The organism is Stenotrophomonas sp. Steno-Z10-BAI (assembly GCF_056393115.1).
In genome coordinates, this window is record NZ_JBWJOZ010000008.1 from 204,240 (window position 1) to 230,577 (window position 26,338).

The 26,338-nt window shown below is 63.7% G+C and carries 13 protein-coding genes; all 13 read left to right on the forward strand.

The genetic code is table 11. The features are described 5' to 3' along the window. Nucleotides 1–45 precede the first annotated feature (45 nt). The 13 genes from AC06E9_RS17775 (at nt 46) to AC06E9_RS17835 (ending at nt 26,250) form a co-directional block, all read left to right on the forward strand. Nucleotides 46–16,551 (forward strand): hemagglutinin repeat-containing protein, encoded by a 16,506-nt coding sequence (locus tag AC06E9_RS17775; RefSeq protein ID WP_478056531.1) that lies wholly within the window; start codon nt 46–48, stop codon nt 16,549–16,551. Beyond that, the gene (locus AC06E9_RS17780; RefSeq protein ID WP_478056532.1) at nt 16,548–17,171 is read left to right on the forward strand and encodes a hypothetical protein; all 624 of its coding nucleotides are present in this window, start codon (nt 16,548–16,550) and stop codon (nt 17,169–17,171) included. The genes AC06E9_RS17775 and AC06E9_RS17780 overlap by 4 nt, the downstream gene beginning before the upstream one ends. A 78-nt stretch (nt 17,172–17,249) precedes the next feature. Beyond that, nucleotides 17,250–17,465, forward strand: a complete 216-nt coding sequence (locus AC06E9_RS17785; protein ID WP_147433820.1) for a hypothetical protein — start codon at nt 17,250–17,252, stop codon at nt 17,463–17,465. Nucleotides 17,466–17,472: 7 nt separating this feature from the next. Beyond that, entirely contained in the window at nt 17,473–19,584 is a 2,112-nt protein-coding gene (locus AC06E9_RS17790) for a hemagglutinin repeat-containing protein (RefSeq protein ID WP_478056533.1), read from the forward strand. Between the two features lie 175 nt (nt 19,585–19,759). Beyond that, on the forward strand, nt 19,760–20,086 hold the full coding sequence (locus tag AC06E9_RS17795) for a hypothetical protein (RefSeq protein ID WP_147433931.1): 327 nt from the start codon (nt 19,760–19,762) through the stop codon (nt 20,084–20,086). Between the two features lie 117 nt (nt 20,087–20,203). Beyond that, entirely contained in the window at nt 20,204–20,683 is a 480-nt protein-coding gene (locus tag AC06E9_RS17800; RefSeq protein WP_478056534.1) for a hypothetical protein, read from the forward strand. Nucleotides 20,684–20,931: 248 nt separating this feature from the next. Next, nucleotides 20,932–21,222 carry a barstar family protein gene (locus tag AC06E9_RS17805; protein ID WP_220668931.1) on the forward strand — a complete coding sequence of 97 codons (291 nt, stop codon included), beginning with the start codon at nt 20,932–20,934 and terminating at the stop codon, nt 21,220–21,222. Between the two features lie 72 nt (nt 21,223–21,294). Continuing rightward, complete coding sequence (locus AC06E9_RS17810; RefSeq protein WP_282261092.1) at nt 21,295–22,050, forward strand: hypothetical protein; 756 nt, start codon at nt 21,295–21,297, stop codon at nt 22,048–22,050. Nucleotides 22,051–22,095: 45 nt separating this feature from the next. Next, nucleotides 22,096–23,529 carry a toxin glutamine deamidase domain-containing protein gene (locus tag AC06E9_RS17815; protein ID WP_259462223.1) on the forward strand — a complete coding sequence of 478 codons (1,434 nt, stop codon included), beginning with the start codon at nt 22,096–22,098 and terminating at the stop codon, nt 23,527–23,529. 12 nt (nt 23,530–23,541) lie between these two features. Beyond that, nucleotides 23,542–23,823 (forward strand): YrhB domain-containing protein, encoded by a 282-nt coding sequence (locus AC06E9_RS17820; RefSeq protein WP_121044669.1) that lies wholly within the window; start codon nt 23,542–23,544, stop codon nt 23,821–23,823. Nucleotides 23,824–23,916: 93 nt separating this feature from the next. Further along, nucleotides 23,917–24,123, forward strand: coding sequence for a hypothetical protein (locus AC06E9_RS17825; RefSeq protein WP_152154167.1), 207 nt, complete (start codon nt 23,917–23,919; stop codon nt 24,121–24,123). Nucleotides 24,124–24,226: 103 nt separating this feature from the next. Beyond that, nucleotides 24,227–25,027 (forward strand): hemagglutinin repeat-containing protein, encoded by an 801-nt coding sequence (locus AC06E9_RS17830; protein ID WP_478056538.1) that lies wholly within the window; start codon nt 24,227–24,229, stop codon nt 25,025–25,027. Between the two features lie 494 nt (nt 25,028–25,521). Beyond that, nucleotides 25,522–26,250 (forward strand): hypothetical protein, encoded by a 729-nt coding sequence (locus AC06E9_RS17835; RefSeq protein WP_478056535.1) that lies wholly within the window; start codon nt 25,522–25,524, stop codon nt 26,248–26,250. Nucleotides 26,251–26,338 lie beyond the last annotated feature (88 nt).

Here is a 26,338-nt window from a genome sequence, read left to right on the forward strand (position 1 = left end):
CGCTGCGGCGCGCGACCCCACACCGCATTGAAAGGAAGCAACGCCGTGAATCGAGTCTATCGCCTGGTTTTCAACCGTACCCTGGGTGTCATGCAGGTCGCCTCCGAACTGGTGACCGCACCCCGCGGGGGCTGCGATGCGCGCGGCGGCAACACGATGGCCACGCTGCGGCCGATGAGCTTCGCGCTGTGGCTGGTGCTCGGCTGGGTGGGCCTGGTGCAGCCGCTGTCGGCGCAGCAGGTGCCCGATGCCGGCCGCATCATCGCCGACCCCGGCGCACCGGCCCAGCAGCGGCCCACGGTGGTGACCTCGGCCAACGGCACGCCGCAGGTCAACATCACCACGCCCAGCGCGGCCGGTGTCTCGCGCAACCAGTACCAGCAGCTCGATGTCGGCCGCCAGGGCGTCATCCTCAACAATTCGCGCACGGACGTGCAGACGCAGATCGGTGGCTGGGTGCAGGGCAATCCCTGGCTGGCCACCGGCACCGCGCGCGTCATCCTCAATGAGGTCAACGGCAGCAACCCCAGCCATCTCAACGGGTATGTCGAAGTGGCCGGGGCCCGGGCCCAGGTGGTCATCGCCAACCCGGCCGGCATCCAGATCGATGGCGCCGGCTTCCTCAATGCGAGCCGGGTCACCCTGACCACCGGCACGCCCATCCTCAACAACGGCGCGCTGGAAGGCTACCGGGTCCAGGGCGGCGCGATCCGCGTGTCCGGTGCGGGCCTGGATGCCAGCCTGACCGACTACACCGACATCATCACCCGCTCGCTGCAGGTCAACGCCGGTATCTGGGCCAACCAGCTGCAGGCCAGCCTGGGCACCAACGTGGTCAGTGCCGACCACAGCAGCGTGACCGCCCAGACCCCCACCGGCGGTGCGCCGGCCTTCGCGCTGGATGTCGGCGCGCTCGGGGGCATGTATGCCAACCGCATCTGGCTGGTCGGCAACGAGCATGGCGTCGGCATGAGCAACGCCGGCAAGATCGGCGCGCAGGCCGGCGAACTGGTGGTCACCGCCGATGGCCGGCTGGAGAACACCGGTGCGCTGCACGCGCAGCAGGACACCCGGATCACCGCCGCCGGCGGCGTGGCCAATGCGGGCACGCTCAGCGCCGAGCGCGAACTGCGCGTGGAGACGCCCGCCGATCTGGACAACAGCGGCGGCACCCTCAATGCCCGCCGCATCGAGGTGAACGCCGATGCGCTGCGCAACCGCGGCGGCAGTATCGAGCAGGTGGGCAGCCAGACGCTGCAGTTGAGCGGCGCGGACATCAGCAACGAGCAGGGCCGGATCGGCACGGTGGCCAGCACCTCGCCGGGGCAGGAAACCGGCGGCGGCACTACCGGACAGCCCGGCAGCGGCGGTACGCCCGGCACCGGCACGCCCACGCCGGGCCAGGGCGGCACCGGCGGTACCACGCCGCCCACCCCCACCGCCCCGCTGGCGGCAGGCGCGCTCAACATCGCCACCTTGCTGGACAACGACGGCGGTGCCGTCGATGCCACCGGCATCCTCCAGCTGAGCGCCCGCAACAGCCTGGACAACAGCCGCGGCACGCTGGGGGTACAGACCCTGCAGGTGCAGGGCGAAGCGCTGCGCAATGTCGACGGCCGGCTGGAGGTGCAGGGAGCGGCCTCGGCCCAGGTGCAGACGCTGGACAACAGCGGCGGCCACCTGGCGCTGGCGCAGACCTTCCAGCTGCAGGCACAGTCGCTGTTCAACCGCGGCGGCACCCTCGCGCACGGTGGCAGCGCGGCCACCACCTGGTCCATCGGCACGCTGGACAACAGCGACGGCAGCCTGGCCAGCAACGCCACCACCTTCGGCCTGGACCTGGGCCATCTGATCAACACCCGCGGCAGCCTAAGCCATACGGGCAGCAACGGGCTGCAGCTGCGCGCTGATCGCCTGGACGGTGTGCAGGGCACCATCGCCACCGCCGGCGACATCGCCCTGCAGCTGGGCAGTGCCGACCACCGCAAGGCGCAGTTGATCGCCAACCAGGTGAGCCTGACCGCCGGCGACGTCGACAACCGCGGCGGGCGGGTGCTGTCCACCGGGCAGCGGGCCAGCACGCTCACCGTGCAGGGCACGCTGGACAACGGCGATGGCGGCACCCTGGCCAGCAATGGCGATCTGCAGATCACCGCAGCGCAGTTGGGCAATGCCGGCGGCACCGTGCAGCAGGCCGGCACCGGCAGCCTGCGTATCGATGCGGTCAACCTGCAGGGCCAGGGCGGCACCGTGCTCAGCAATGGCAGCCTGGTGGTACAGGGCGACACCACCAACCTGCGCGATGGCACCACCTCCGCGCAGCGCATCGTGATCACCACCGGCGATCTGATCACTGCCGGTGGCACGCTCACCTCGGCCGGCACCGAGGTACTGGACCTGCAGGTGGCCCGCACCTTGGACAACACCGGGGGCACGCTGGGCAGCAACGGCGCGCTGGCCATCGACAGCACCACCTTGATCAACACCGGCGGCAAGCTGATCGCCGCGGGCACCGGGCAGACCACGCTGCACGCCAGCGAGGCCCTGCACAACCAGGGCGGCACGCTCTCCAGCAATGGCGACCTGCGCATTGATGCCGGCCGTCTGCTCAATGGCGGCGGCAGCATCGATCATGCCGGCAACGGCGCGCTGCAGATCACCACGGCCACCCTGAGCGGCGGCGAAGGCAACATCGCCAGCAACGGCCTGCTGCAGTTGCAGGCGCAGACAGTGGACCTGCACAAGGCCACGACCCGCGGCCGCGAGGTCGACATCCGTGCCGGCGCGCTGGACAACACCGGCGGCACCCTGCTCTCGCTGGGCGAGCAGGCCATGCAGCTGCGCATCCGTGGCAGCCTGGTCAATGACGGCGGCACCCTGACCGCCAACGGCGCGCAGCAGATCGAGGCGGGCGCGCTGTCCAACCGGGCCGGCGCGCTGAACGCGGCCGGCACCGCCGATACCCGCCTGATCGTGGCCGGCACGCTGGACAACACCGGTGGCACCGTGGCCAGCAATGCAGGCGCACTGCAGCTGCAGGCAGGTGCCCTGGTCAATGCCGATGGCACGATCAGCCATGCCGGTCAGAACGGGCTGTCCATCACCACCGGCCGGCTGGACGGTCAGCGTGGCCGCATCGGCACCGCCGGTGCGCTGGAGCTCAGCGCCGGAGCCGTCGACCATCGCGGCGCGTCCGTGGCCGCCGAGCAGCTGGACATCACCGCGCAGTCGCTGGACAACCGCGGTGGCAGCATCATCGCCACCGGCACCGCCGCCAACACGCTGCAGGTCACCGATACGCTGGACAACGGCGATGGCGGCACCCTGGCCAGCAATGGCGATCTATCCATCAGCGCCAACACCCTCGGCAACGCCGGCGGCACGATCCAGCAGGCCGGCACCGGCACCCTGGCCATCAAGGTGGACACGCTCAACGGCCACGCCGGCACGCTGCTCAGCAACGGCGCGCTCGACCTGCAGGGCGACACGCTGGATCTGCGCAATGGCACCACCTCGGCACAGCAGATCCGCATCGACAGCGAGCGCCTGATCACCGCCGGTGGTCAGCTCAGCGCACTGGGCACCCAGGCACTGCAGGTGCAGGCACGCACCCTGCTGGACAACAGTGGCGGCACCCTCGGCAGCAACGGCGCGGTGGACATCAACGCCGGCCGCTTCATCAATGACCACGGCAAGCTCATCGCCGCTGGCGAGGCCGCCTCGCAGGTGCGCGTGGCCCAGCTGCTGGACAATACCGGCGGCGCGATCTCCGGCAATGGCGATCTGCGGATCGAGGCCGAGGTGCTGCGCAATGCCGATGGCACCCTGGTCGCGGCCGATGCGCTGCACCTGCAGGGCGAAACGCTGGACCTGCGCGATGGTGCGGTGGGCGCCACGCAGATCACCGTGCAGGCCGGCAGCCTGGACAACACCGGTGGCACGCTCAGCGCCACCGGCACGGCGGACATGCACCTGCAGGTGCGCGAGCAGCTGACCAACGATACCGGCACGATCGCCGCCAACGGTGCCCAGCGCATCGAGGCCGGCGCGCTGTCCAACCGGGGTGGCACGTTGAGCTCGGCTGGCACCGGCAACAGCCAGATCCACGTGACCGGTCAGCTGGACAACAGCAAGGGCGTGATCGCCAGCAACGCCGCTGCACTGGAGGTGGCATCGGGTAGCCTGCGCAACATCGACGGCACCCTCAGCCATGCCGGCACCCAGGGGCTGACCCTGAGCACCGGGCAGTTGCTGGGCCAGGACGGCCACATCGTCACCGCCGGCGGCCTCACGCTCACCGCGGGCGAGGTGGACCACCGCGGCGCGACCCTGCAGGCTACGCAGATCGCGCTGGCGGCACAGGCGTTCGACAACCGCGGCGGGCAACTCGTGGCCACGGGCACCCAGGCCAACCACATCGACGTGGCCGGCGCCCTGGACAACGGTGACGATGGCCTGGTCGCCAGCAATGGCGACCTGACCCTCAACGCAGCGCTGCTCGGCAATGCCGGCGGTACCGTGCAGCAGGCCGGCAATGGCCTGCTGGCGATCAACGCCGCCACCCTCAACGGTGCGGGCGGCACCCTGCTCAGCAACGGCACGCTGCACGTGCAGGGCGACACCACCGACCTGCGCGCTGGCACCACCTCGGCCCAGCGCATCCGCATCGACACCGGCGATCTCACCACTGCTGGCGGCACGCTCACCGCCACCAGCACCGATGCACTGGTACTGCAGGCCCGCGACCGGCTGGACAACACCGGCGGCACCGTGGCGACCAATGGTGCGCTGGGTCTGCGCGCCTCCACCCTGCTCAACACCGGTGGCAACCTGCAGGCCGCAGGGGCCGCCGCGAGCCAGCTGAGCATCGGCCAGGCGCTGCAGAACCGCGGTGGCAAGATCCTCACCAGCGGCGATCTCGACGTCACCGCGGCCAGCCTGGACAACCAGGGCGGCACGGTCCACAGCACCACCGACCTGAGCGTGGGCGTGGATGGCCTGCTGGACAACAGCAACACCGGCCTGATCGCCAGTGGCGGCGATGCGCAGCTGCGCGCGGGCACGCTGGACAACCGCAGCGGCAGCATCGAACAGGCCGGCGAGGGCCAGCTGCAGATCGATACCGGCACGCTGCAGGGCGCCGGTGGCCGCATCATCAGCAACGGCGCGTTGACCCTGCAGGGCGAAGCACTGGATATCCGCGGTGGTACCACCGCAGCACGCCAGGTCACGGTGACCGCCGGCCGCCTGGACAACGCCGGTGGCACGCTCAGCAGCACCGGCGAGCAGACCATGGTCCTGCAGGTGCGCGACGCGTTGGGCAACGATGGCGGCACCATCGCCGCCAACGGTGCGCAGCAGATCAACACCGGTACGCTGTCCAACGTTGCCGGTACGCTGAGTTCGGCAGGAACTGCAGACACCCGCATTGAAGTCGCTGGCCAGTTCGACAACACCCGCGGCACGTTGGCCAGCAACGGCGGCGCCCTGACGGTGCAGACCGGCAGCCTGGTCAATGACACCGGCCGCATCCACCATGCGGGCCGGAATGGCCTCACCCTGCAGACCGGCAGCCTGCAGGGCCAGAAGGGCAGCATCGCCACCGCCGGCACACTGACCCTGCGCGCGGACGCGATCGATCACCGCGACGCCACCCTCAGCGCCGGCCAGCTGGACATCATCGCGACCGCCCTCGACAACCGCGGCGGCACCGTGCTCTCCACCGGCACCCAGGCCAACACGGTGCGGGTGGATGGCACGTTGGACAACGGCGACGACGGTACCCTGGCCAGCAATGGCGACCTGCAGATCACCGCAGCCACCCTCGGCAACGCCGGCGGCACCGTGCAGCAGGCCGGCACCGGCACGCTGAGCATCACCGCGGCGACCCTCAATGGCCACGGCGGTACGCTGGTCAGCAATGGCGCGCTGGCGCTCAGCGGCGACACCACCGATCTGCGCAACGGCACCACCTCGGCGCAGCAGATCCGCATCGACACCGGTGACCTGACCACCGCCGGCGGCAACCTCGTCGCCACCGGCACGGGGCCGCTGGCGCTGAACGTGCGCAACCGCCTGGACAACACCGGCGGCACCTTGGCCAGCAATGGCACGGTGGATCTGCGCGCGGCCACTCTCATCAACAACCAGGGCACGCTGCAGGCGGCTGGCGCGGGCAGCAACCAGCTGCAGCTTGGCCAGGCGCTGGAGAACCGCGGCGGGCGCATTCTCGCCACCGGCGCGACCGTCATCGGTGCGGCCAGCGTAGACAACCGCGGCGGCACCCTGCAGACCGGCGGGGCGTTGACCATCGGCGTGGACGGGCGGCTGGACAACAGCGGCCAGGGTGTCATCGCCAGCGGCGGCGATGCGCACCTCACCGCCGCCACCCTGGACAACCAGACCGGCAGCATCGAGCACGCCGGTGAAGGCACGCTCGCCATCGAGGCGACCGACCTGCACGGTGCGGGTGGCCGCATCGTCGGCAACGGGGCACTGCAACTGAAGGGCGATACGCTCGATCTCAGTGGCGCCACCACCGGCGCGCGTCAGGTCACGGTGACCGCGGGCAGCCTGGACACCAGCAAGGGCACGCTCACCTCCACTGGCACGCAGGCCATGACCCTGCAGGTGGACAGGGCGCTCACCAACAACGGCGGCACCATCGCCGCCAATGGCGCCCAGCAGATCACGGCCGGTTCGCTGTCCAATATCGACGGCACGCTGAGCGCGGCCGGCGCCGGCGATACCCGCATCAACGTGCTCGGCACGTTCGACAACACCCGCGGCGATGTGGCCAGCAATGGCCGCCAGCTGCAGATCGATGCCGCGCGCCTGATCAATGAGGAAGGCACCCTCAGCCACGGCGGCACCCAGTCGCTGACCCTGACGGTCGGCCAGCTCGACGGCGCGAAGGGCACCATCGTCAGCGCAGGCGCACTGGCGCTGCAGGCCGGTGCGGTGGACCACCGCGGTGCCACCCTCAACGCAACCCAGCTGACCGTCCAGGCCGAGTCCTTCAACAACCAGGGCGGCACCGTGCTGGCCACGGGCGGGCAGGCCAGCAGCCTGGACGTCAGCGGCGTGCTCGACAATGGCAACGGCGGCACGTTGGCCAGCAACGGCGACCTGCAGATCACCGCGGCCACCCTCGGCAATGCCGGCGGCACCGTGCAGCAGGCGGGCACCGGCACGCTGGCGATCAACGCTCACACCCTCAACGGCCAAGGCGGCAAGCTGCTCAGCAATGGCAGCCTGGCGCTGATCGGTGAGAACACCGACCTGCGCGATGGCACTACCGCCGCGCAGCGCATCCGTATCGAGACCGGGGAACTGGTCACCGCAGGCGGCACGCTCACCGCCACCGGCACCGACGTGCTGGCGCTGAACGTGCGCGGCCGGCTGGACAACACCGCCGGCACCCTCGCCAGCAATGGCACGCTGGATCTGCGCACCGCGCAGCTGCTCAACAACCAGGGCACCGTGCAGGCGGCCGGGGCGGGGAGCAATCAGCTGTCCCTCGGCGGTGCACTGGAGAACCGCAGCGGTCGCATCCTGACCACCGGCAACGCCACGGTCACCGCGGCCAGCGTGGACAACCGCGGTGGCACCCTGCACAGCGATGGCAGCTCCACCCTGACGGTCACCGTCGATGGCCTGCTCGACAACAGCGCGCAGGGTACGGTGTCGTCGGGTGGCAACGCGCACATCACCACGCAGTCCCTCAACAATGAAGCGGGCACCCTGGCCGCCGGCGCCGCATTGCAGCTCGACACGGCCACGCAGGTACGCAACACCGCCGGCCTGATCCAGGCCGGTACCGATCTGCGCGCGACCAGCAACGGCATCGACAACCACAGCGGCCGGATCATCGCCGGCACGGTGGATCTGGATACGCGCGGCTACACCCTGGATAACCGCGCAGGCACCGTGGCCAGCCTCACCGGCGGCGCCGCGCTGCGCACCGGCCTGCTGGACAACAGTGGTGGGCTGCTGCAGTCCGCCGGCAACCTGCACATCAACACGGCCGGCCAGGCGCTGATCAATACGAACGCCAACGGCAACGGCATCAACAGCAGCGGTACGCTGGAGATCCACAGCGGTGCGTTCGACAACCGCGCCGGTGCGGTATTCGGCCAGGGCGCGATCACCGTCAATGCCAGCAGCGTCGACAACACGGCCGGCGGCGCGCTGGTGGGCGCAACCGACCTGACCCTGCGTGCGCAATCGGTGGCCAACGCCGGCGGCAAGATCACGGTGGGTCGCAATGCGGACATCGTCCTGCCCGGCGCGCTGGACAACCGCGGGGGCCTGGTGGCCGCCGGTGGCACGCTCGCCCTGCAGGCGGGCAACATCGATAACCGATACACCCTGAGTGCGCCCACTGGCCCGGCACTGGGCTTGCAGGGCAAGCACCTGCAGCTGGGCACCGGCAGCCTGGACAACCAGCAGGGCCAGATCCTGGCCGACACCCTGGTGGTGCAGGTGGCCGGGCAGCTGAACAACACCGGCGGCCAGATATCCGCGTCTGAAACCTCTGACATCCGCGCCGACAGCATCGCCAACGCCGGCGGTTCCCTGGTGGCCGGCAGCAACCAGATCGTGCGCACGCGTGAGATCACCGGTGACGGCAAGCTGCTCTCGCAAGGTGACATGACCCTGGAGCTGGGCCAGAGCCACACCAACACCGGCGAACTCGCCGCCAACGGCACGCTCACCCTCGCCATCCAGGGCAACCTGGACAACCTGGGCAAGCTGCAGGGCGCCGGGGTGAACATCAGCGCCGGCAACATCCACAACGCCGCTTCCGGCGAGATCAGCAGCGTCGGCCTGACCCGGCTGGTGGCCAGCGGTGAGCTGCTCAACCGCGGCCTGTTGGACGGGCGCATCACCCACATCGACGCCGGCACGCTGAACAACATCGGCACCGGCCGCATCTACGGCGACCACATCGCCATCCAGGCCGGCACCCTCAACAACCTGGCCGAAAACGTGGGCGGCGCCCAGCGTTCGGCCACCATCGCCGCACGCCAGCGTCTGGACCTCGGCGTGGGCGTGCTGGACAACCGCGGCCAAAGCCTCATCTTCAGCGATGGCGATGCGGCCATCGGCGGGGCGCTCAACGGGCTGACGGCCGTGGGCAGCGCGCAGCGCATCGACAACCTCAGCTCCACCATCGAGATCGCCGGCAACCTGGACATGTCCGCGCTGGCGGTGAACAACATCCGCGAAAACGTGGTGGTGCAGCAGCAGACCATCCAGCATGGGCCGGTCACGCTCACCCAGCCGGGTTGGTTCAAGAACGGCAACAACACCGCCGGGAATCTGCGCGACACCTCCAACTTCCAGCCCTACGAGGTCTATTACCTCAATCCGGCCGACATCCTGGAAGACACCGCGTACATCACGCCCGACGGCCAGCAGATCCGCCGCGCGGTGGTCCGGCTGACGGCCAGCACCAGCGCCTACTACTTCGCGCGCGGTGGCCTGGACGGCGAGCGCGGCGAGCGCTCGCGCCTGCCCGCGCAGGATGGCACGGTGGTCATCTATTACGTCAGCCGTGCGGACAGCCGCAACAATCCGGACCAGCTGGGCGCCGGGGCCGAAGATCCGTTCCGCGATCTCTCCTTGATGCCGCCGGGAAACCGGCAGTTCCGTTACGACTCGGACACCCTGGCCTACAACAACGCCTACGGCACCTGCACCACCACCTGCGTGCAGTTGATCACCTACCCGGACTACGACAATCCGGAGGCGATGCTGATCAACATGCAGCGCCACACCAGCAACACCAGTGGCAACGAGAAGACCCGCGTCGCCACCCGTACCACCACCGAAGACGTGGTGGTCTCCGCCGGTGCCGATGCGGTGATCAATGCCGGTGGCCACATGCGCATCGCCACCGATGCATTGCGCAACGAGTACGCCAGCATCGCCGCCGGTGGCAACCTGGCCGTGGTCGGGTTGAACGTGGGTGAATCCTCGATCATCAACACCGCCAAGACGCTGTTCCGCACACATAGCTTCAGCAATGTCTCCATCACCTATGGCGGCTCGCGCAGCCAGTGGAATGCCGCGCCGATCTCCGAGCAGCTCGGCGTGCTCGGTGCGGGCATCACCGCCGGCGGCAAGCTGAGCATCGATGTCGGCAACCTGCGCAACGAGAACACCGGCCGTGACGCGCCGAACGTGCGCGATGGCGACAGCATGGCCAACCTCAACACTGGTGGGCCGGGCGCAGGCTCGGTCGGCCCGGGCGCAGGCGCGGTGCAGGGACCAGGGCAGAGCAGCGGCCAGGGCGCCGGCCCGGTGAACGCACAGGGGCCGACGGCGGCCGGCGCGGCGCACGGTCAAACCGGCAGTGCGGCACAGGGGCCGGGGCACGCCGGTGGCCATATCGCCGATGGCGCGCACGCCCAAGGACCGTCTGCGGCCGGTGCCGCACAGGGCGCGGCAGGCCAGGGCCTGCAGGGTGCCGACCGTACCAGCGGCCAGCTGGCCGATGCCGCCAACGCGCAGGGGCCAAGCCAGGTCGGCTCGGCGGGCCCGGGCACGGGCACCGTGCAGGACATCGTGGCCGGGCAGGCAGCACAGGCCACGGCCACCGGCCCGGGGGCCGTGCAGGCCGGTAGCCACGCCGGCAGCGGTGGCAATGCCGCACTGGCCAACAAGCAGGCCGTCGCCGCCGCCGGCAATGACCCGCACGTGGTGGTCACCACCACGCCCAATGCCAGTGCACCCAGCGCCAGCCTGTTCAACGTGGATGCCAACCGCGGCAGCTACCTTGTGGAAACCGACCCGCGCTTTGCCAGCTACCGCAGCTGGCTCAGCTCGGACTACCTGCTGCAGCGCGCCGGCTATGAGCCCTCGCAGACGCAGAAGCGCCTGGGTGACGGTTTCTACGAACAGAAGCTGGTGCGCGAACAGATCGGCGAACTCACCGGCCGCCGCTTCCTCGATGGCCATGCCAGCGACGAAGACCAGTACCGCGCGCTGCTGGAGGCCGGTGCCACCGTCGCCAGTGCGTGGGGCCTGCGCCCCGGCGTGGCGCTGACCGCCGAGCAGATGGCCCGTCTCACCAGCGACATCGTCTGGCTGGTGGAGCAGGACGTCACCCTGGCCGACGGCACCACCGTGCGCGCGCTGGTGCCGCAGGTGTACCTGCGGGTGATGCCGGGCGATCTGGATACCAACGGTGCGCTGCTGGCCGGTGCCGACATCGACATCAAGCTGCGCGGCGACCTGGTCAACAGCGGCGCCATCGCCGGGCGCCAGCTGGTGAGCATCGATGCCGGCAACATCCGCAACGTCAGCGGTGGGCAGATCAGCGGCCAGCAGGTCGGCCTGCAGGCCACCCACGACATCGACATCATCGGCAGCACGGTCACCGCCACCGATGCACTGGGGCTCAAGGCCGGTGGCAACATCACCGTCGCCTCGACCACGCGCGAGTGGCGCGACAACGGCGACCTGCTGGTGCAGCAGACCACCACGCTGGACCGCGTAGCCGGGCTGTACGTGACCAACAAGGACGGCGCCGGCGTGCTCAGCGTCAACGCCGGTGGCAACGTGGAGCTGCGGGCCGCGCAGCTGGCCAACGCCGGGACCGACGGCCTGACCGCCATCGTGGCCGGTGGCGACCTCAGCCTTACCTCGGTGGCCGAGCAGAGCAGCGTTTCGCTCACCCATGACGCCCGCAACTTCAACAGCCAGAGCCAGTTGATCAACATCGGCACCACCATCCGCGGTGCCGGCGATGTGGTGCTCAAGGCCGGCAACGATCTGAACCTGACCGCTGCCAACGTCTCGGCCGCCAACGCACTGGTGGCCCAGGCAGGGCGCGATATCAACAGCGTTGCCGTGGTGGACACGCGCACGTTCGACAGCGGTGCCAAGAGCAAGAACGGCTCGCGCGAGGTCACTGCCGCCGATGGCTGGGTGCTGGGCAACCAGCTCACCGGTGGCGAAGGCGTTGCCCTGCAGGCCGGCCGCGACCTCACCCTGCAGGCCACCACGGTGGACAGCAGCGACGGCGGCGTGCTGCTCTCGGCCGGGCGCAACCTGGCGCTGACCACCGCGCAGGAAACCCACGATCTGGTGGTGGACGAAACCACCCGCAAGAAGAAGACGCTGTCCAGCACCACCACCACTACCCATGACCAGAGCTCGGCCAGCTATGCGGTGGGCAGCACCATCGGTGGCAAGACGGTGGACATGATCGCCGGCAACGATGTGACCATCACCGGCTCCACCGTGCTTGCGGACAACGACCTGCGCATCGCCGCGGCCAACAACATCACCATCGAATCGGCGCAGGACACCTACAGCGAGGCCAGCAGCTTCAGCCAGAAGAAATCCGGCATCACCGGCGGCTTCGGCAACGGCGTGGCGTCGGTAGGGTACAGCAGCTCGCGCAGCACCAACGACAGCGCCACCCAGTCCACCACCCAGGTGGCCTCGGCCGTGGGCTCGATGGACGGCAACGTGCTGATCAATGCCGGCAACCAGCTGACCATCGCGGCCTCCGATGTCGCCGCCGGCAACAACCTCACCCTGGCCGGCAAGGACATCAACCTGATCGCGCGGCAGGACACGCTGGAGACGCAGAGCAGCGCCTCCAGCAAATCCAGTGGCCTCTCGGTGGGGGTGACCTACGATCCCACCAAGGCCTACCGCAGCGCCCGCGATTCCACCACCGACGGCATGGCCGACAGTGGCTCCACCATGGGCAAGATCACCCGCAATGCCGAAGGCGCCGCCTCCGGCCTGCGGGCGGCCACCACCTCCACGGTGATCACCGCGGGCAGCCAGCGCTCCAACAGCAACGAGAGTCACTCCAGCAGTGATGCACGGGTAAGCCAGCTCAGTGCGGGCGGCGACCTCACCCTGATCGCCAACGGCGGCTCGATCTACAGCCAGGGCGCGCAGATGGCGGCCGAGGGCGATGCCCTGCTGCTGGCCACCAAGGACATCGTGTTCGATGTCGCCCACAACACCGAATCCAGCACCAGCCAGAGCAGCGGCAAGGGCTGGGGCATCGCCAACAACACCAGTGGCCTGCCGTTCGGCACCAACAATTCGCGCAGTGAAGGCAGCGGCAGCAGCGACACCATCACCGGTACCCAGCTGTCGGTGGGCGGTGGGGTGCGCATGGCGACCAGCGAGGGGGATATCCGTCTCACCGCCGCCAACATCGTGGCCGAGAAGGACGTGAACATCCACGCCGCAGGCGACCTGACCATCCGCAGTGGCCAGGACACGGTGAGCAACACCAACACCTCGCAGAGCAAGGCGATCGGCACGGTGCAGATCTCCGACACCGAGAAGTTCTCCGGCTGGCACCGTCAGGAGCATGACGATGACAGTGCGCAGGTATCGCAGGTGGCCAGCAATGTCGGCAGCCTGGGTGGCAACGTCAACCTGAGCGCCGGCGGCACCTACAGCCAGATTGCCAGCAATGTGGTGTCGGCCAAGGACATCAACATCACCGCCGCGCAGATCGAGCTGCTCACCGCCGACGAGGTCGGGCACTCCTCGCAGCGCGATGACGATCTGAAGATCGGTGTGTTCGCACGGGTGAAGTCGCCCTTCATCGACCTCATCAACAACGTGGATGCGGCCCGGCAGTCCGACGGTCGCCTGTCGTCCATGCAGAACATGGCAGCGGCCGCCAATGCCTACCAGTCGGCCAGTGCGATCGCCAACGCGGCCGGTGCCGGTGGCAGCGGTGCCTTGTTCAATGCCGAGGCCGGTATCGGCTTCAAAACCGCCAACAGCAGCGCGGACAGCAGCAGCGTGGTCTCGCAGGGCTCCACGCTTCAGGCTGGTGGCAACCTCAACCTGACCAGCACCAGCGGTGACATCCATGTGGTGCAGGGCAACCTGAGTGCGGGCAACACGGTGAGCCTGGATTCGGCACGCGACATCCTGCTGGAAGCCGGTAAAGCGCAGCTTGCCGACCGCAGCAAGAGCAGCAACGCTGGCGCGGAAGTGGGCGTGGGTGTCGCGGTAGGCGCGCAGACCGGCGTGTACGTGTATGCCGAAGCCAGCGTGGGCAGCAGCAAGTCCAACGCGGATAGCACCACCTGGCAGAACACCACCCTCACCGGCCAGAACATCTCGCTCAAGGCCGAGGGTGACACCACCCTGCGCGGTGCCACCGCGACGGCCGACCGCATCGATGTAAAGGCCGGCGGCACGCTGACCATCGAGTCGCTGCAGGACGTGGCGGAAAGCATGTCCAAGAACAGCCAGGTGGGCGGCCGGGTGCAGGTGTCGTTCGGCACCGCCTGGAGTGCCGACGGCTACGCCAGCGGAGGCAAATCCAACGGCAGTTATCAGGGCGTGGGCCAGCAGTCGGGCCTGTTCGCCGGTGATGGCGGCTACCACGTCGATGCCGGCCACGTGAACCTGGTGGGCGGTGCGATTGCCAGCACCAACGCCACCCACAGTGAACTGACCGCGCAGACGCTGACCTTCAGCGACCTGCAGAACCAGATGCAGCACAGCACCAGCTCGGGCGGCATCAGCGGTGGCTACGGCGGGCGGGCAGAGAACTGGAAGCCGACCACGGAGGGTGCCACCCCGAACTTCGGTGGTGGCGTGCCGATGAACGAGAAGGGCGGCGACAGCAGTACCACCTACGCCACGCTGACCGAGGGCAACATCGTCATCGGCGGCCAGAAGGTGACCGCCGCCGAGCTGGGCGTGAACACCGATGCCGCCACGGCGCACCGCGCGATTGAGGCGATGCCCAATGCCGAGCTGCAGCTGGCCAATCAGCAGGCGATGGCGAATGCGATGGGCACGGTGATGGCCACCAGCAAGCAGATTGCTGGGGATATCGGCAACCAGGCAATGCGGGACCTGGAGAATTCCTATCTCTCTACCCTGTCCGATGAGGAGAAGGATCGCTTCAAGAGCCAGAGCGCGGAAGGCAAGTCCAATGAGCTCGCAGCCAGGTTCCCGTACAGCTACAGCGACGCCGTGGCACAGCAGCAGAACTGGGGCATCGGCAGCCAGAATGGCCGCGCGCTGGAAGCAGTGACTACGCTGCTGGTGGGCGTCGTATCGGGCCAAGGCGGCGGGCAGGTCGCAGCCAATGCATTGGCACCGTATGCAGCCCAGCTGATCGGCGACAAGTTCGATACGAACCATGGCAGTGATCCGAACGCGGCATTGCAGTTGCTGTCACATGCACTGTTGGGTGCGCTGCTTGCTGAGGCCAACGGTGGTAACGCAGCCACCGGTGCGGGCGCAGCGGCCGGCGGTGAACTGGCGGCGAAGCTGCTGACCGAGGCGCTGTATCCCGGCTACACCGGCGAGCTGAATGATCAGCAGAAGCAGACGATTCTGGCGTTGTCGCAGGCGGTCGGGGCGGTGGCGGGTGGGATTGGCAACGGCGTTGCGGAGGCGGCGCTTGGCACCGGTATTGCGGGCAACTCGGTTGAGCACAACTGGCTAAGCCAAGGCGAATGGGAGCAGTACGAGAAGGCCAAGAAGAACTGTTCTCCGGCCGGCGGCGACAGTTGCGCGACCATGGAACGATTGGAAGCGCTATCAAAACAGCGGGACACAGAGCGGGCTGACTACATCAATGCGGCACGTGAGGCTTTGATTGCAAGCGGATATGAGATCACCCCCAAGGTAATGGCGGCAGTTGATGCGCGCTATTGGGAAAAGCAAGGCGTTGATTTCTACGACGCGCGCTTCTTGGGGAAAAATGTCCAGGCAACCTACAAGGGAGTGATCTGGCAACTCCGGGACGCTATTTCCGAAAATGCCGAGACAATGAATGGAATCATACCTGGCAGCGGAACGAACGCAGCGGTCATCGCGAGCATCATGGATTCTCTTGGCCAGTCTGTGGGTGGATGGACAGGAACCAATCCTGCTAATGGCAAGGAAGTTGTAGGTGTAGAAGCTTGGGATGCCCGGTTCCTGACGGTTGTAGACATTGCGACGGCAATGATTGGGGGAGGAACGGCCAGTGCAAGGGCGGTGGGCAAGCCGCTCATTGCTGAGACCGCTGAGGTATTGGTTGAGCAAGCGGCGAGGACTGCGGTTCGAGACAGCGCCGCTCCAGCCGCTAGGTCAATGGAACAGCTCCTCCCGAATGGAAAGGTGCCAGGCACCCGAGGCGGCGAATTTAACAAGTGGTTTGACAACCTCAGTTCAGAAGAGCTAAACCTCCTGTGGCAGAATAAGGAAGTACGGACGTCTATCGAGACTAGAATTCGCTATCCAGGCCAGTTACATGAGTGGTGCATGGTCTGTAGAGCACCGGAGTTCAAGGAATGGGGCGTCTCAATGGATGAAATTCAGCGATTTAGAACTAAAACTTCGGAGTTGGATTGGGTCAATCCTTACACTGGCGTCAAAGGCGGGCATGGTAGGGATAGTTCAACCACATTTCATAATGAGTTGAAGGCCGTCATTGATGGGAGTAAGTCTTTGGAAGATTTCAATCGAGGAGTCATGCTGTTGCGAGACAAATGGAAAATCGAACCGCATCTGCTTCCTGAGCTGCCAACTTCGGGGGTAAGGAGGTGACAACTCTTCTAGAGGATTGGTCTGCCTACTGTCGCGGCGATGCATTCTTCGATAAATCTCATTTTCTGGGATTGCTGAAAAGTCACAATAGCGACGAGGAGCTCGCGGTGATATTCAGCTATCTTCCGCATTCCGGCGCGCTCCTGGAGATCGCAAGAACGGTACTGTCCAGTGGAAATCTCTCCACTTACCTGCTTCCTAAAGTGGTGGCAGACAAGCAGTCTTTGCTAAAAATAGGGCATCGCTGGTTGAGTGAAATAGAGCGTTCCTCAACTATGTTGGGTGATGAGGAGATTGCAGAGGTTTGCCGTCACGCATCCATTGAGTTAGTTGGCGAAGAAGTTCTGAAGGTTGCTCTATCGAAAGACAATCCGAATGTCTGGTTCTTCGATCTTATTTCTGATTCTGTATTGGAAAATCTCGTTTCAGATTCGGAAATTGTCTATGCGTTGCTTGAGGCATTCTACGGTCTTTCGGCGGATTATTATATTGCGTGGTATATGGCTAGTCCGCTAATTAACCTTGATATTGACCTATCCGCGTACTTTGAGCTTTGGAGCAATGGTGGGCGCTGCGTTCTGGTCGAAGATGCCCTGTATATTAATCAACTTTCTCGTTGATCCCGAGATAGCTTTATAGTTGGTTAGGTGCTGCCGCTGCCGCTGCCGCCGTTGTCTGTCGCCGTCTGGATAAGAATGGTGACTAATTCCGACGACGCACTGTTCAATGCCGAGGCCGGTATCGGCTTCAAGACCGCCAAGGGCAGTGCCGACTGCAGCAGTGTGGTCTCGCAGGACCTTACCCTTTTGGCAGGTGGGAACCTCAACCTGACCAGCACCAGCGGTGGCATCCACGTGGCGCAGGGCGTGGGTGTCGGCGGTAGGCGCGCAGGCTGCCTTCTATGTCTACGCTGAAGCGAGCGTGGGCAGCAGCAAGTCCAACGCGAACAGCACCACCTGGCAGAACACCACGCTCACCGGCCAGAACATCTCGCTCAAGGCCGAGGGTGACACCACCCTGCGCGGTGCCACCGCGACGGCCGACCGCATCGATGTAAAGGCCGGCGGCACGCTGACCATCGAGTCGCTGCAGGACGTGGCGGAAAGCATGTCCAAGAACAGCCAGGTGGGCGGCCGGGTGCAGGTGTCGTTCGGCACCGCCTGGAGTGCCGACGGCTACGCCAGCGGAGGCAAATCCAACGGCAGTTATCAGGGCGTGGGCCAGCAGTCGGGCCTGTTCGCCGGTGATGGCGGCTACCACGTCGATGCCGGCCACGTGAACCTGGTGGGCGGTGCGATTGCCAGCACCAACGCCACCCACAGTGAACTGACCGCGCAGACGCTGACCTTCAGCGACCTGCAGAACCAGATGCAGCACAGCACCAGCTCGGGCGGCATCAGCGGTGGCTACGGCGGGCGGGCAGAGAACTGGAAGCCGACCACGGAGGGTGCCACCCCGAACTTCGGTGGTGGCGTGCCGATGAACGAGAAGGGCGGCGACAGCAGTACCACCTACGCCACGCTGACCGAGGGCAACATCGTCATCGGCGGCCAGAAGGTGACCGCCGCCGAGCTGGGCGTGAACACCGATGCCGCCACGGCGCACCGCGCGATTGAGGCGATGCCCAATGCCGAGCTGCAGCTGGCCAATCAGCAGGCGATGGCGAATGCGATGGGCACGGTGATGGCCACCAGCAAGCAGATTGCTGGGGATATCGGCAACCAGGCAATGCGGGACCTGGAGAATTCCTATCTCTCTACCCTGTCCGATGAGGAGAAGGATCGCTTCAAGAGCCAGAGCGCGGAAGGCAAGTCCAATGAGCTCGCAGCCAGGTTCCCGTACAGCTACAGCGACGCCGTGGCACAGCAGCAGAACTGGGGCATCGGTGGCGACAACAGCCGCGCGCTTGAAGCTGTTACCACGCTGCTGGTGGGTGCTGCCTCCGGGCAGGGCGGCGGCCAAATGGTGGCCAACGCCCTGGCGCCGTATGCGGCGAACCTGATCGGCGACAAGTTCGATACGAACCATGGCAGTGATCCGAACGCTGCACTGCAGCTGCTCTCTCATGCGCTGTTGGGTGCGCTGCTGGCTGAGGCCAATGGTGGTAACGCAGCAAACGGTGCGGGCGCAGCGACCGGCGGTGAACTGGCGGCGAAGCTGCTGACCGAGGCGCTGTATCCCGGCTACACCGGCGAGCTGAATGATCAGCAGAAGCAGACGATTCTGGCGCTGTCGCAGGCGGTGGGGGCCGTGGCTGGAAGCAGCGCTGGTGATGGGCTTGCAGGAGCTGCACTGGCAGCTGGGATCGCAAAAAATGTGGTGGAGAACAACTACCTTAGTGCCCCGCAGCGGAAGGCGAAGGATGCTGACCGTGCAGCATGTGGAAAGGACTCAGTGTGCCTGCAGGCCACGGACGCGCGCTGGGCTGAGGTCAGCCAAGAGCAGAGCCGTGATGTCATGGAGCGGTACGCACCCTATCTCACGCCCGACGAGCAGTATGTACTCTTCAGTCTGAAGCCTGGAACGAAGGAGTACGACCAGATCCTGGCCAGCGCGATTGCGCGGGAGGCGTCCAGCCAGCCTCCTCATCTGGGAACACTGCTCAACAGAGAGATCGGGCTGCTGCGCGAAACGGATTGGGATGGCGCACTGTTTGGTCCGTTGGCGCCTGGCATGTCGCTGACTGACAGGAACCGGATTGAGATGGCGTTGCTCGGGCCTATTTTCGGCATGCCCAGTGCAACTCTCACTGCGTTTGGTGTTGACCCGCAAACCGTAGCGATGACCAATCAGCTTGGGATGCTTGGGTGGGATATCGCGGGGTCAGGTTTCATCTTCAGACCCAAGAGTACCCGCGGACCCGCTAACGTTGATGGAGGGAGCACCCAAGTGGTGCTTATCCAAAATTCTGCTGGCAATCTCACAAAGCCCACACCTACAACCGGAGCTCCGCGAAATAAAATTCAGCTAATGGACGGCTTCTATGTGGTTGACGGGCTGAAGATCAGTGAGTCCTACTATGAGAGGCTTTGAAGGAAGGAAGGCTCGCTCCATTCCTACAAGTGAAGGAGGTCTTCGCCAGCAATCCTGTGATTACGCCTGACCCTAGGGGTGCCCCAGGCTATTTCAGATACGAGGGGGCAGGATTGGAGGTTATTTACAATCCGATAACAGGTCAGATTGGTCATATTCAGCCAGTGAGAAAGAAATGATAGAAATATTTTCTGAATTTGAAGGTGAGCTTGAAGAATATCGAAAGGTCGTTGGTAATCTGAGGCGCGCACTAATAGCGTGCGAGCTCAGAATTTCTGAGATCATTGCTTCCATTGGTTGTCTTGATTATGATGCGACCGCGGCCGAATTTGATGAGCTCCATTCAATTCAGGGTGTTCTGGCAACTGCAAAATACAAGTTTGAGTTCCCATTGGGAGACCGGCTTGATGATTTTGTGTATCACATGGATAGAGATGACGAATATTCTAGGCGTTACTGGCATGGAAGGTTTGTTGACGGGGTAAGTTGGCCTGTTGACTAAGATGTGGGTCGGTATGGGTGCCAATGATCTAACTTGGGAAGGAGGCTTTCTTGCGGGCCGAATTTAACTTGGCGCAGGCTTGGTCTAACCTCTGAGTTTGGTCCGTTGGCGCCCGGCATGTCGGTGAGCGACAGGAACCGGATTGAAATGGCGTTGCTCGGGCCTATCTTCGGGATGCCCAGTGCAACTCTCACTGCATTTGGTGTCGACCCGCAAACCGTACCGATGACCAATCAGCTTGGGATGCTTGGGTGGGATATCGCGGGATCAGGGTTTGTTCTCAGGCCCAAGAGTACCCGCGGGATGGGCAAGGTCGATGGCGGCAGCACCAAGGTGGTGGAGACCGAATCGTTGCCGCTGACGGGTCAAAAGCCTAGCTTGGAAGGTCCAGGACCAAATGCGCTGGACTTCACTGGTGGGGCGCCGAACGCGCTCTCGGGCATCGGTAATTCTGCGCATAACGCGGCAATCTACGCGAAGCTCAAAGTGGATCTGCGTACCACAGCAGATGCGAACGATATCGTGGTTTGCCTCAGGGCGACTGGTCAGTTGCCTCCGAGCTATGTGACTAAGAGCGAAGCAGCGCAGAATGGCTGACGACCTGGCAAAGCGCTAGAAAACAGCGTCCCGGGCGGGCAGATTGGTGGCGATGTGTTTCACAATACGACCGGCGTGCTTCCAAGCAGCGTTGGCAGAGTCTAGTAGGAGGCCGATGTAGAACTAACCGGTTCAAGATCCAAAGCAAGCCAGCCAGGAACTCGGCCCCTCTACTCAAACGACGACCTCCTGTTCATCACGAATGATCACTATAATTCCGTGCATGGCATTGGGCGATGGAAATGATATTGAATAAGATTATTATCGATGGAGAGCTTATCAACTCAGAACGTGATTTTCATGCGCAGATTGCAGAGCAGCTAGGCGTCGGTGTGTTCTATGGCAGAAACTTGGACGCACTATGGGACCTCTTGAGCTCCAGTATTGAACGCCCAGTCGAGCTGTCGTGGATCTCAAGTCAAAAATCTGCACTAGCGCTTGGACCTCGTTTTGACGACATAGTCGAAACTTTGCGACGAGTTGTCGAGCAGGATGCTCAATACGGTTGGGAAGATAGGTTCAGCTTTGCGTTGTCATAAATCATCAATGGCACGGAGTTGTCATTGGGCCGGTTGCTGACCATCGAGTAGCTACAGGACGTTGCAGAAAGCATGTCCAAGAACAGCCAGGTGGGCGGCCGGGTGCAGGTGTCGTTCGGCACCGCCTGGAGCGCCGACGGCTACGCCAGCGCGGGCAAGTCCAACGGCAGCTATCAGGGCGTGGGCCAGCAGTCGGGCCTGTTCGCCGGTGATGGTGGGTACCACGTCGATGCCGGCCACGTGAACCTGGTCGGCGGTGCGATTGCCAGCACCAATGCCACCAACAGCGAGCTGACCGCGCAGACGCTGACCTTCAGCGACCTGCAGAACCAGATGCAGCACAGCACCAGCTCGGGCGGCATCAGCGGTGGCTACGGCGGCGCGATGGAGGGCAACACGCCGGTGTTTGCCGGTGCCACGCCGAACTTCGGCGGTGGCGTGCCGATGAACGAGAAGGGCGGCGACAGCAGCACCACCTACGCCACGCTGACCGAAGGCAACATCGTCATCGGCGGCCAGAAGGTGACCGCCGCCGAGCTGGGCGTGAACACCGATGCCGCAACCGCACACCGCGCGATTGAGGCGATGCCCAATGCCGAGTTGCAGCTGGCCAATCAGCAGGCGATGGCCAATGCGATGGGCACGGTGATGGCCACCAGCAAGCAGATTGCCAATGATGTGCAGGCCTATAAGGCCAACAAGGCCGTTGAAGCCTACTTTGCCGACCTGACACCACAGGAAAAGGCAAATTTCAATGCCATGGATGCAGCGGCGCGTGATGCGGTGCTCACCCGATACAGCCAGGCCTACCGGGACTCGAAGCAGTAGGATATCGGTGGTGACAACAGCCGCGCGCTCGACGCAGTTACCACGTTGCTGTTAGGTGCCACCTCCGGGCAGGGCGGCGGCCAAGTGGTGGCCAATGCCCTGGCGCCGTATGCGGCGAACCTTATCGGTGACAAGTTCGATGCAAAACACGGCAGTGACCCAAACGCCGCGTTGCAGTTGCTGTCACATGCGCTGTTGGGTGCGCTGCTGGCTGAGGTCAATGGCGGTAACGCTGGGGGTGGTGCGGCAGCAGCAGCTGGTGGCGAACTGGCGGCGAAGCTGCTGACCGAGGCGCTGTATCCCGGCTACACCGGCGAGCTGAATGATCAGCAGAAGCAGACGATTCTGGCGTTGTCGCAGGCGGTGGCCGCCGTGGCTGGAAGCAGTGCTGGTGATGGGCTTGCAGGCACTGCATTGGCCGCTGGAATCGCGAAAAACTCTGTTGAGAACAACTATCTCGATGCCAAGCAGCTTCTTGCATTGGCTGAGGAACGCAAGGAGTGCAACGGCAACGAAGCCTGTGAGAGCGCGGCAAGTGAGCGCTGGGCTAAGGTCTCAAAACTGCAGGGCAAGGAGATGTTGGCGACATGTCAGCAAGCTGACGGCGCATGTGATCTTCAGTTCGCTCAGGCATGGGCATATGGGAAGACCGATGCGAGCCAACTTGGCTTGGGTCTTGACCAAGCGGCAAGCAAGGAACTTGTCATGAGGTTCCTCGAGACTGCCGCCGGCAAACCGTATAGGGGAGGGACAGGCTCATTCTTCATGCAAATGGGGATGGGGGCAGTGGATCCCGCGTCCGAGCTCGTAACCGGAGCATTGGGCTATGCGCTCGCCTTGGGAGATATAGCCCTGGCCCCTCAATATCATCGTGACCCTGTCACGGTTGAGTTCAAATACGAACGCATGATTGTGGGAACGCCGATCTTTGGGGACACATCTGGTAACCCAATCGAAGCCGGACGCTACAAGCTCGGAAATCTCGCGGGCCTCGACTTGGCTCTGCTCGGCGCGGCTTGGAGAAGCGGCAAGGTAGCAAGCGACATCAATCTTCGAAATGCGGGCGGGCTAGCTGATGAGGCTGCCGGCTCGATACGAGATGTTAACCCTGGCTATCCAAACTTTGGTCGAACTCACAATTGCGTGAACTGTTCCATCGCCACTGACTCAACCTTGGCAGGAAATCCTGCATCAGCACTGCCAATCAACCACACAAACGGCGTCCCGTTGAGCGTTCTGGAAAAGCAATACGGATCAAAGTTCGGCCCCATCACTCAACCCGATGATATCGTCCAACAAATGTTGCGTTCTGGAACTGGATCTCGAGGCATAATTTACGGGTCGTATGGTCCAGGACAGACTGGTCATGTATTCAATGTCGTCAATCAAAACGGGGTAATTCGCTTCCTTGATGGGCAGACAGGTAAGGCTGCTGATTTGAGCAAGTTCAAAACCCTGCATCTTCTAAAGACAAGGTAAATGAGGTGAGTTGTGATCACATACAGCCGGGCTCTATCGCAAGCTGTTGAGTACTTGGGGCAGTCTGAGATTCCGCTCCAGATTTGCCTTGAGGGTGAGTTCCAGGAAGGTTGGTACTTCTGCTACCAGTCAAAAGAGTTTTTAGAGACCGGGGACTTCTCTGCACAATTGGCGGGTAATGGACCCTTCTTGATTGATAGGGACTCTGGGGAGCTTGTGGTACTTGGCACAGCTAGACCATTGGAGGAATACCTAAATGAGTACGTGGAACAGAAAAGAGCGAGAATAGCTTGACTCGGTCTCTCTTAAAGGACTGGCGTAATCAGATGATGCGTTACGTAGAGATCGCTTTCCGCGCCACGCCGAGCGAGTATGAGGGAGTAAGCGATGGACCTGAACAGCCTGGGCGAAGGGAGCTTTGGACTGATTTTGACTGGAGATGAGCTGAATGTTATTTTCGCCTGTCTCCGTGAGTCATTTGCAACGTTGGGTAAGAATTCTTATCGAACGAGAATTGGCGTAACGATGGACGTTGGAAGCGCACTTAGTGATGAACTGATCCATCTCATGGAACGAGAGGGGGTTGAACAGTAGCGTCGTTCTGCGCCTTCTCTGTCCTGTAGACGGCGGGAATTCCGGCACGCAGTCACGACGACAGATGTTTGTACCGTCGACGTGACCAATTGACAGCGGTGACATCCATGTTGTGAAGGGCAGCCTGAGCGCGGGCAACACGGTGAGCCTGGATTCGGCGCGCGACATCCTGCTGGAGGCCGGTAAGGCGCATCTGCAGGACAAGAGCAAGAGCAGTAACGCGGGTGCTGAAGTGGGCGTGGGTGTCACGGTAGGCGCGCAGACCGGCGTGTACGTGTACGCCGAAGCCAGCGTGGGCAGCAGCAAGTCCAACGCGAACAGCACCACCTGGCAGAACACCACCCTCACCGGCCAGAACATCTCGCTCAAGGCCGAGGGTGACACCACCCTGCGCGGTGCCACCGCGACGGCCGACCGCATCGATGTAAAGACCGGCGGCACGCTGACCATCGAGTCGCTGCAGGACGTGGCGGAAAGCATGTCCAAGAACAGCCAGGTGGGCGGCCGGGTGCAGGTGTCGTTCGGTACCGCCTGGAGTGCCGACGGCTACGCCAGTGCAGGCAAATCCAACGGCAGCTATCAGGGCGTGGGCCAGCAGTCGGGCCTGTTCGCCGGTGATGGTGGGTATGACAACACCGTGGCCGGATTCATTACCCTGCTCTCCGGTAAGCCTTCAGCGACTTGGGGCGGTCAATTGCTTCAGGCTGCTGGACTTTCGCCTGAAGTCGCGGAGGCATTGTATGCGTTGACGCAGCTTGGAGCTGCGCTAGGGCTCCGGCAATCAAGCCGCCGAATGGGCCTGTTGATCTCGGATCTGCGCCTCCACGAACAAGTAATGGAGTCATTCTCGACCCACGGCTACCAGATCCGGTCGCCGGGCTCGGGTATGAGCCAACAGTTCTGAACAGCTCTAATCCGAATATTGCCAATTCGCATCTGAATGGCTATGTGGGAGAGCTCAAGCTCGCTAACACCGTGGCGTCACTGCCGGATCAGGTCGTAGTGAAGTACGGTGACGCTATCGGAAGGAATGGCGCAGACGTCATCTCTGTGGATGCAAGGACCGGCGCAGTGACGCTATGGGATAACAAGTTTCGCTCAACTCCTGCTGGCGTAAAGGGCTCGCCAACCTTCGCTGAAGGGTCTCCAGCATTGGAATCCGCTCGCCAAGAAGCCATCATTGCCATCGAGATGTCGTCACTGCCGGCGGCAACCAAGGCCAAAGCACTTGACCAGTTGCTGGACCGGACCTTCACCACTCACACGGTAGGGTCTGGCTCAGCGCGAAACTCTACAATTTCAAGATTTTGTAACGGATCAATCTGTGAGTGAGGGATGATATTTAATCCAGTGCAACTTAGAGAAAATGGTTTCTCGGACGAGATGGTCCAGTACTTCATGACCACCACCTATGACGCAAGCCGGCCGATGGGTAGTGTCGCCGTTGGAAAAATAGAGAAGTGCGTGTATGGCGTCCTTGTAGATTGTTACGAACCTGTCAAGCCAATGCTAGAACGAGCGCTAAGCTGGATTGATCTCTCGCTTGATAATGGAGATGTCGTTGGAAAGAATCCGCATTTTTACAAGAGTCAACTTAAAGTCGCACGTGGTATTGCTTCTTGGATGATTAACGGATTCATCAACGAAAAAGAATGGGACGATGCCCGTGTTTTCGCTGAGGCTGCCTGGCGTAATGGTGACAGGGTGTGGACCAGGCACGAGATAGTGAGCGAGGGCGCTCTGGGCGATTATATGGCGTACTCATGGCTGGCAGGTCCGGACCATTGGGAGGCAGGCATTGAGATGTACGAGCATTGGATGGGCGAGCAAGCGAAGTTGTCTTTGTCGGGACGGTTATCTCCGAAGAAGCTTGGGTATGCGATCCTCTTAGATGCTACAGGACGCCAGAGTATCAGTTGCGAAAAGTTGTTCGACGCTGCAAGGGGCGTACTACGCACAAATCTGCAAGAGAATTGGTTGGGGGCAGGACAAGGTATTCGTGCCGCGACTTGGCTGAAGATCGTCTACGGTCTAAGCAAATTAGAGTTGAGTCCGACTCAAACGATTCTTCGAGCCTATGATGATATGCCTGATGTTGCGTCACCATTCGGACCATCTGTTGATTGAACTGACATTGGCTGGTGAGGCGATCTATGGGCACGTCTGGTTATTCGTCAGGGCAGGTACTACGCAAGGCTGCTGATCTGGCACACCT

Coding starts and splice junctions, on each gene's coding strand:
- AC06E9_RS17795 (WP_147433931.1), top strand. CDS start 19,760: ATGATAGAAATATTTTCTGAATTTGAAGGTGAGCTTGAAGAATATCGA.
- AC06E9_RS17800 (WP_478056534.1), top strand. CDS start 20,204: ATGTCGGTGAGCGACAGGAACCGGATTGAAATGGCGTTGCTCGGGCCT.
- AC06E9_RS17810 (WP_282261092.1), top strand. CDS start 21,295: ATGTCCAAGAACAGCCAGGTGGGCGGCCGGGTGCAGGTGTCGTTCGGC.
- AC06E9_RS17825 (WP_152154167.1), top strand. CDS start 23,917: ATGGACCTGAACAGCCTGGGCGAAGGGAGCTTTGGACTGATTTTGACT.
- AC06E9_RS17835 (WP_478056535.1), top strand. CDS start 25,522: ATGACCACCACCTATGACGCAAGCCGGCCGATGGGTAGTGTCGCCGTT.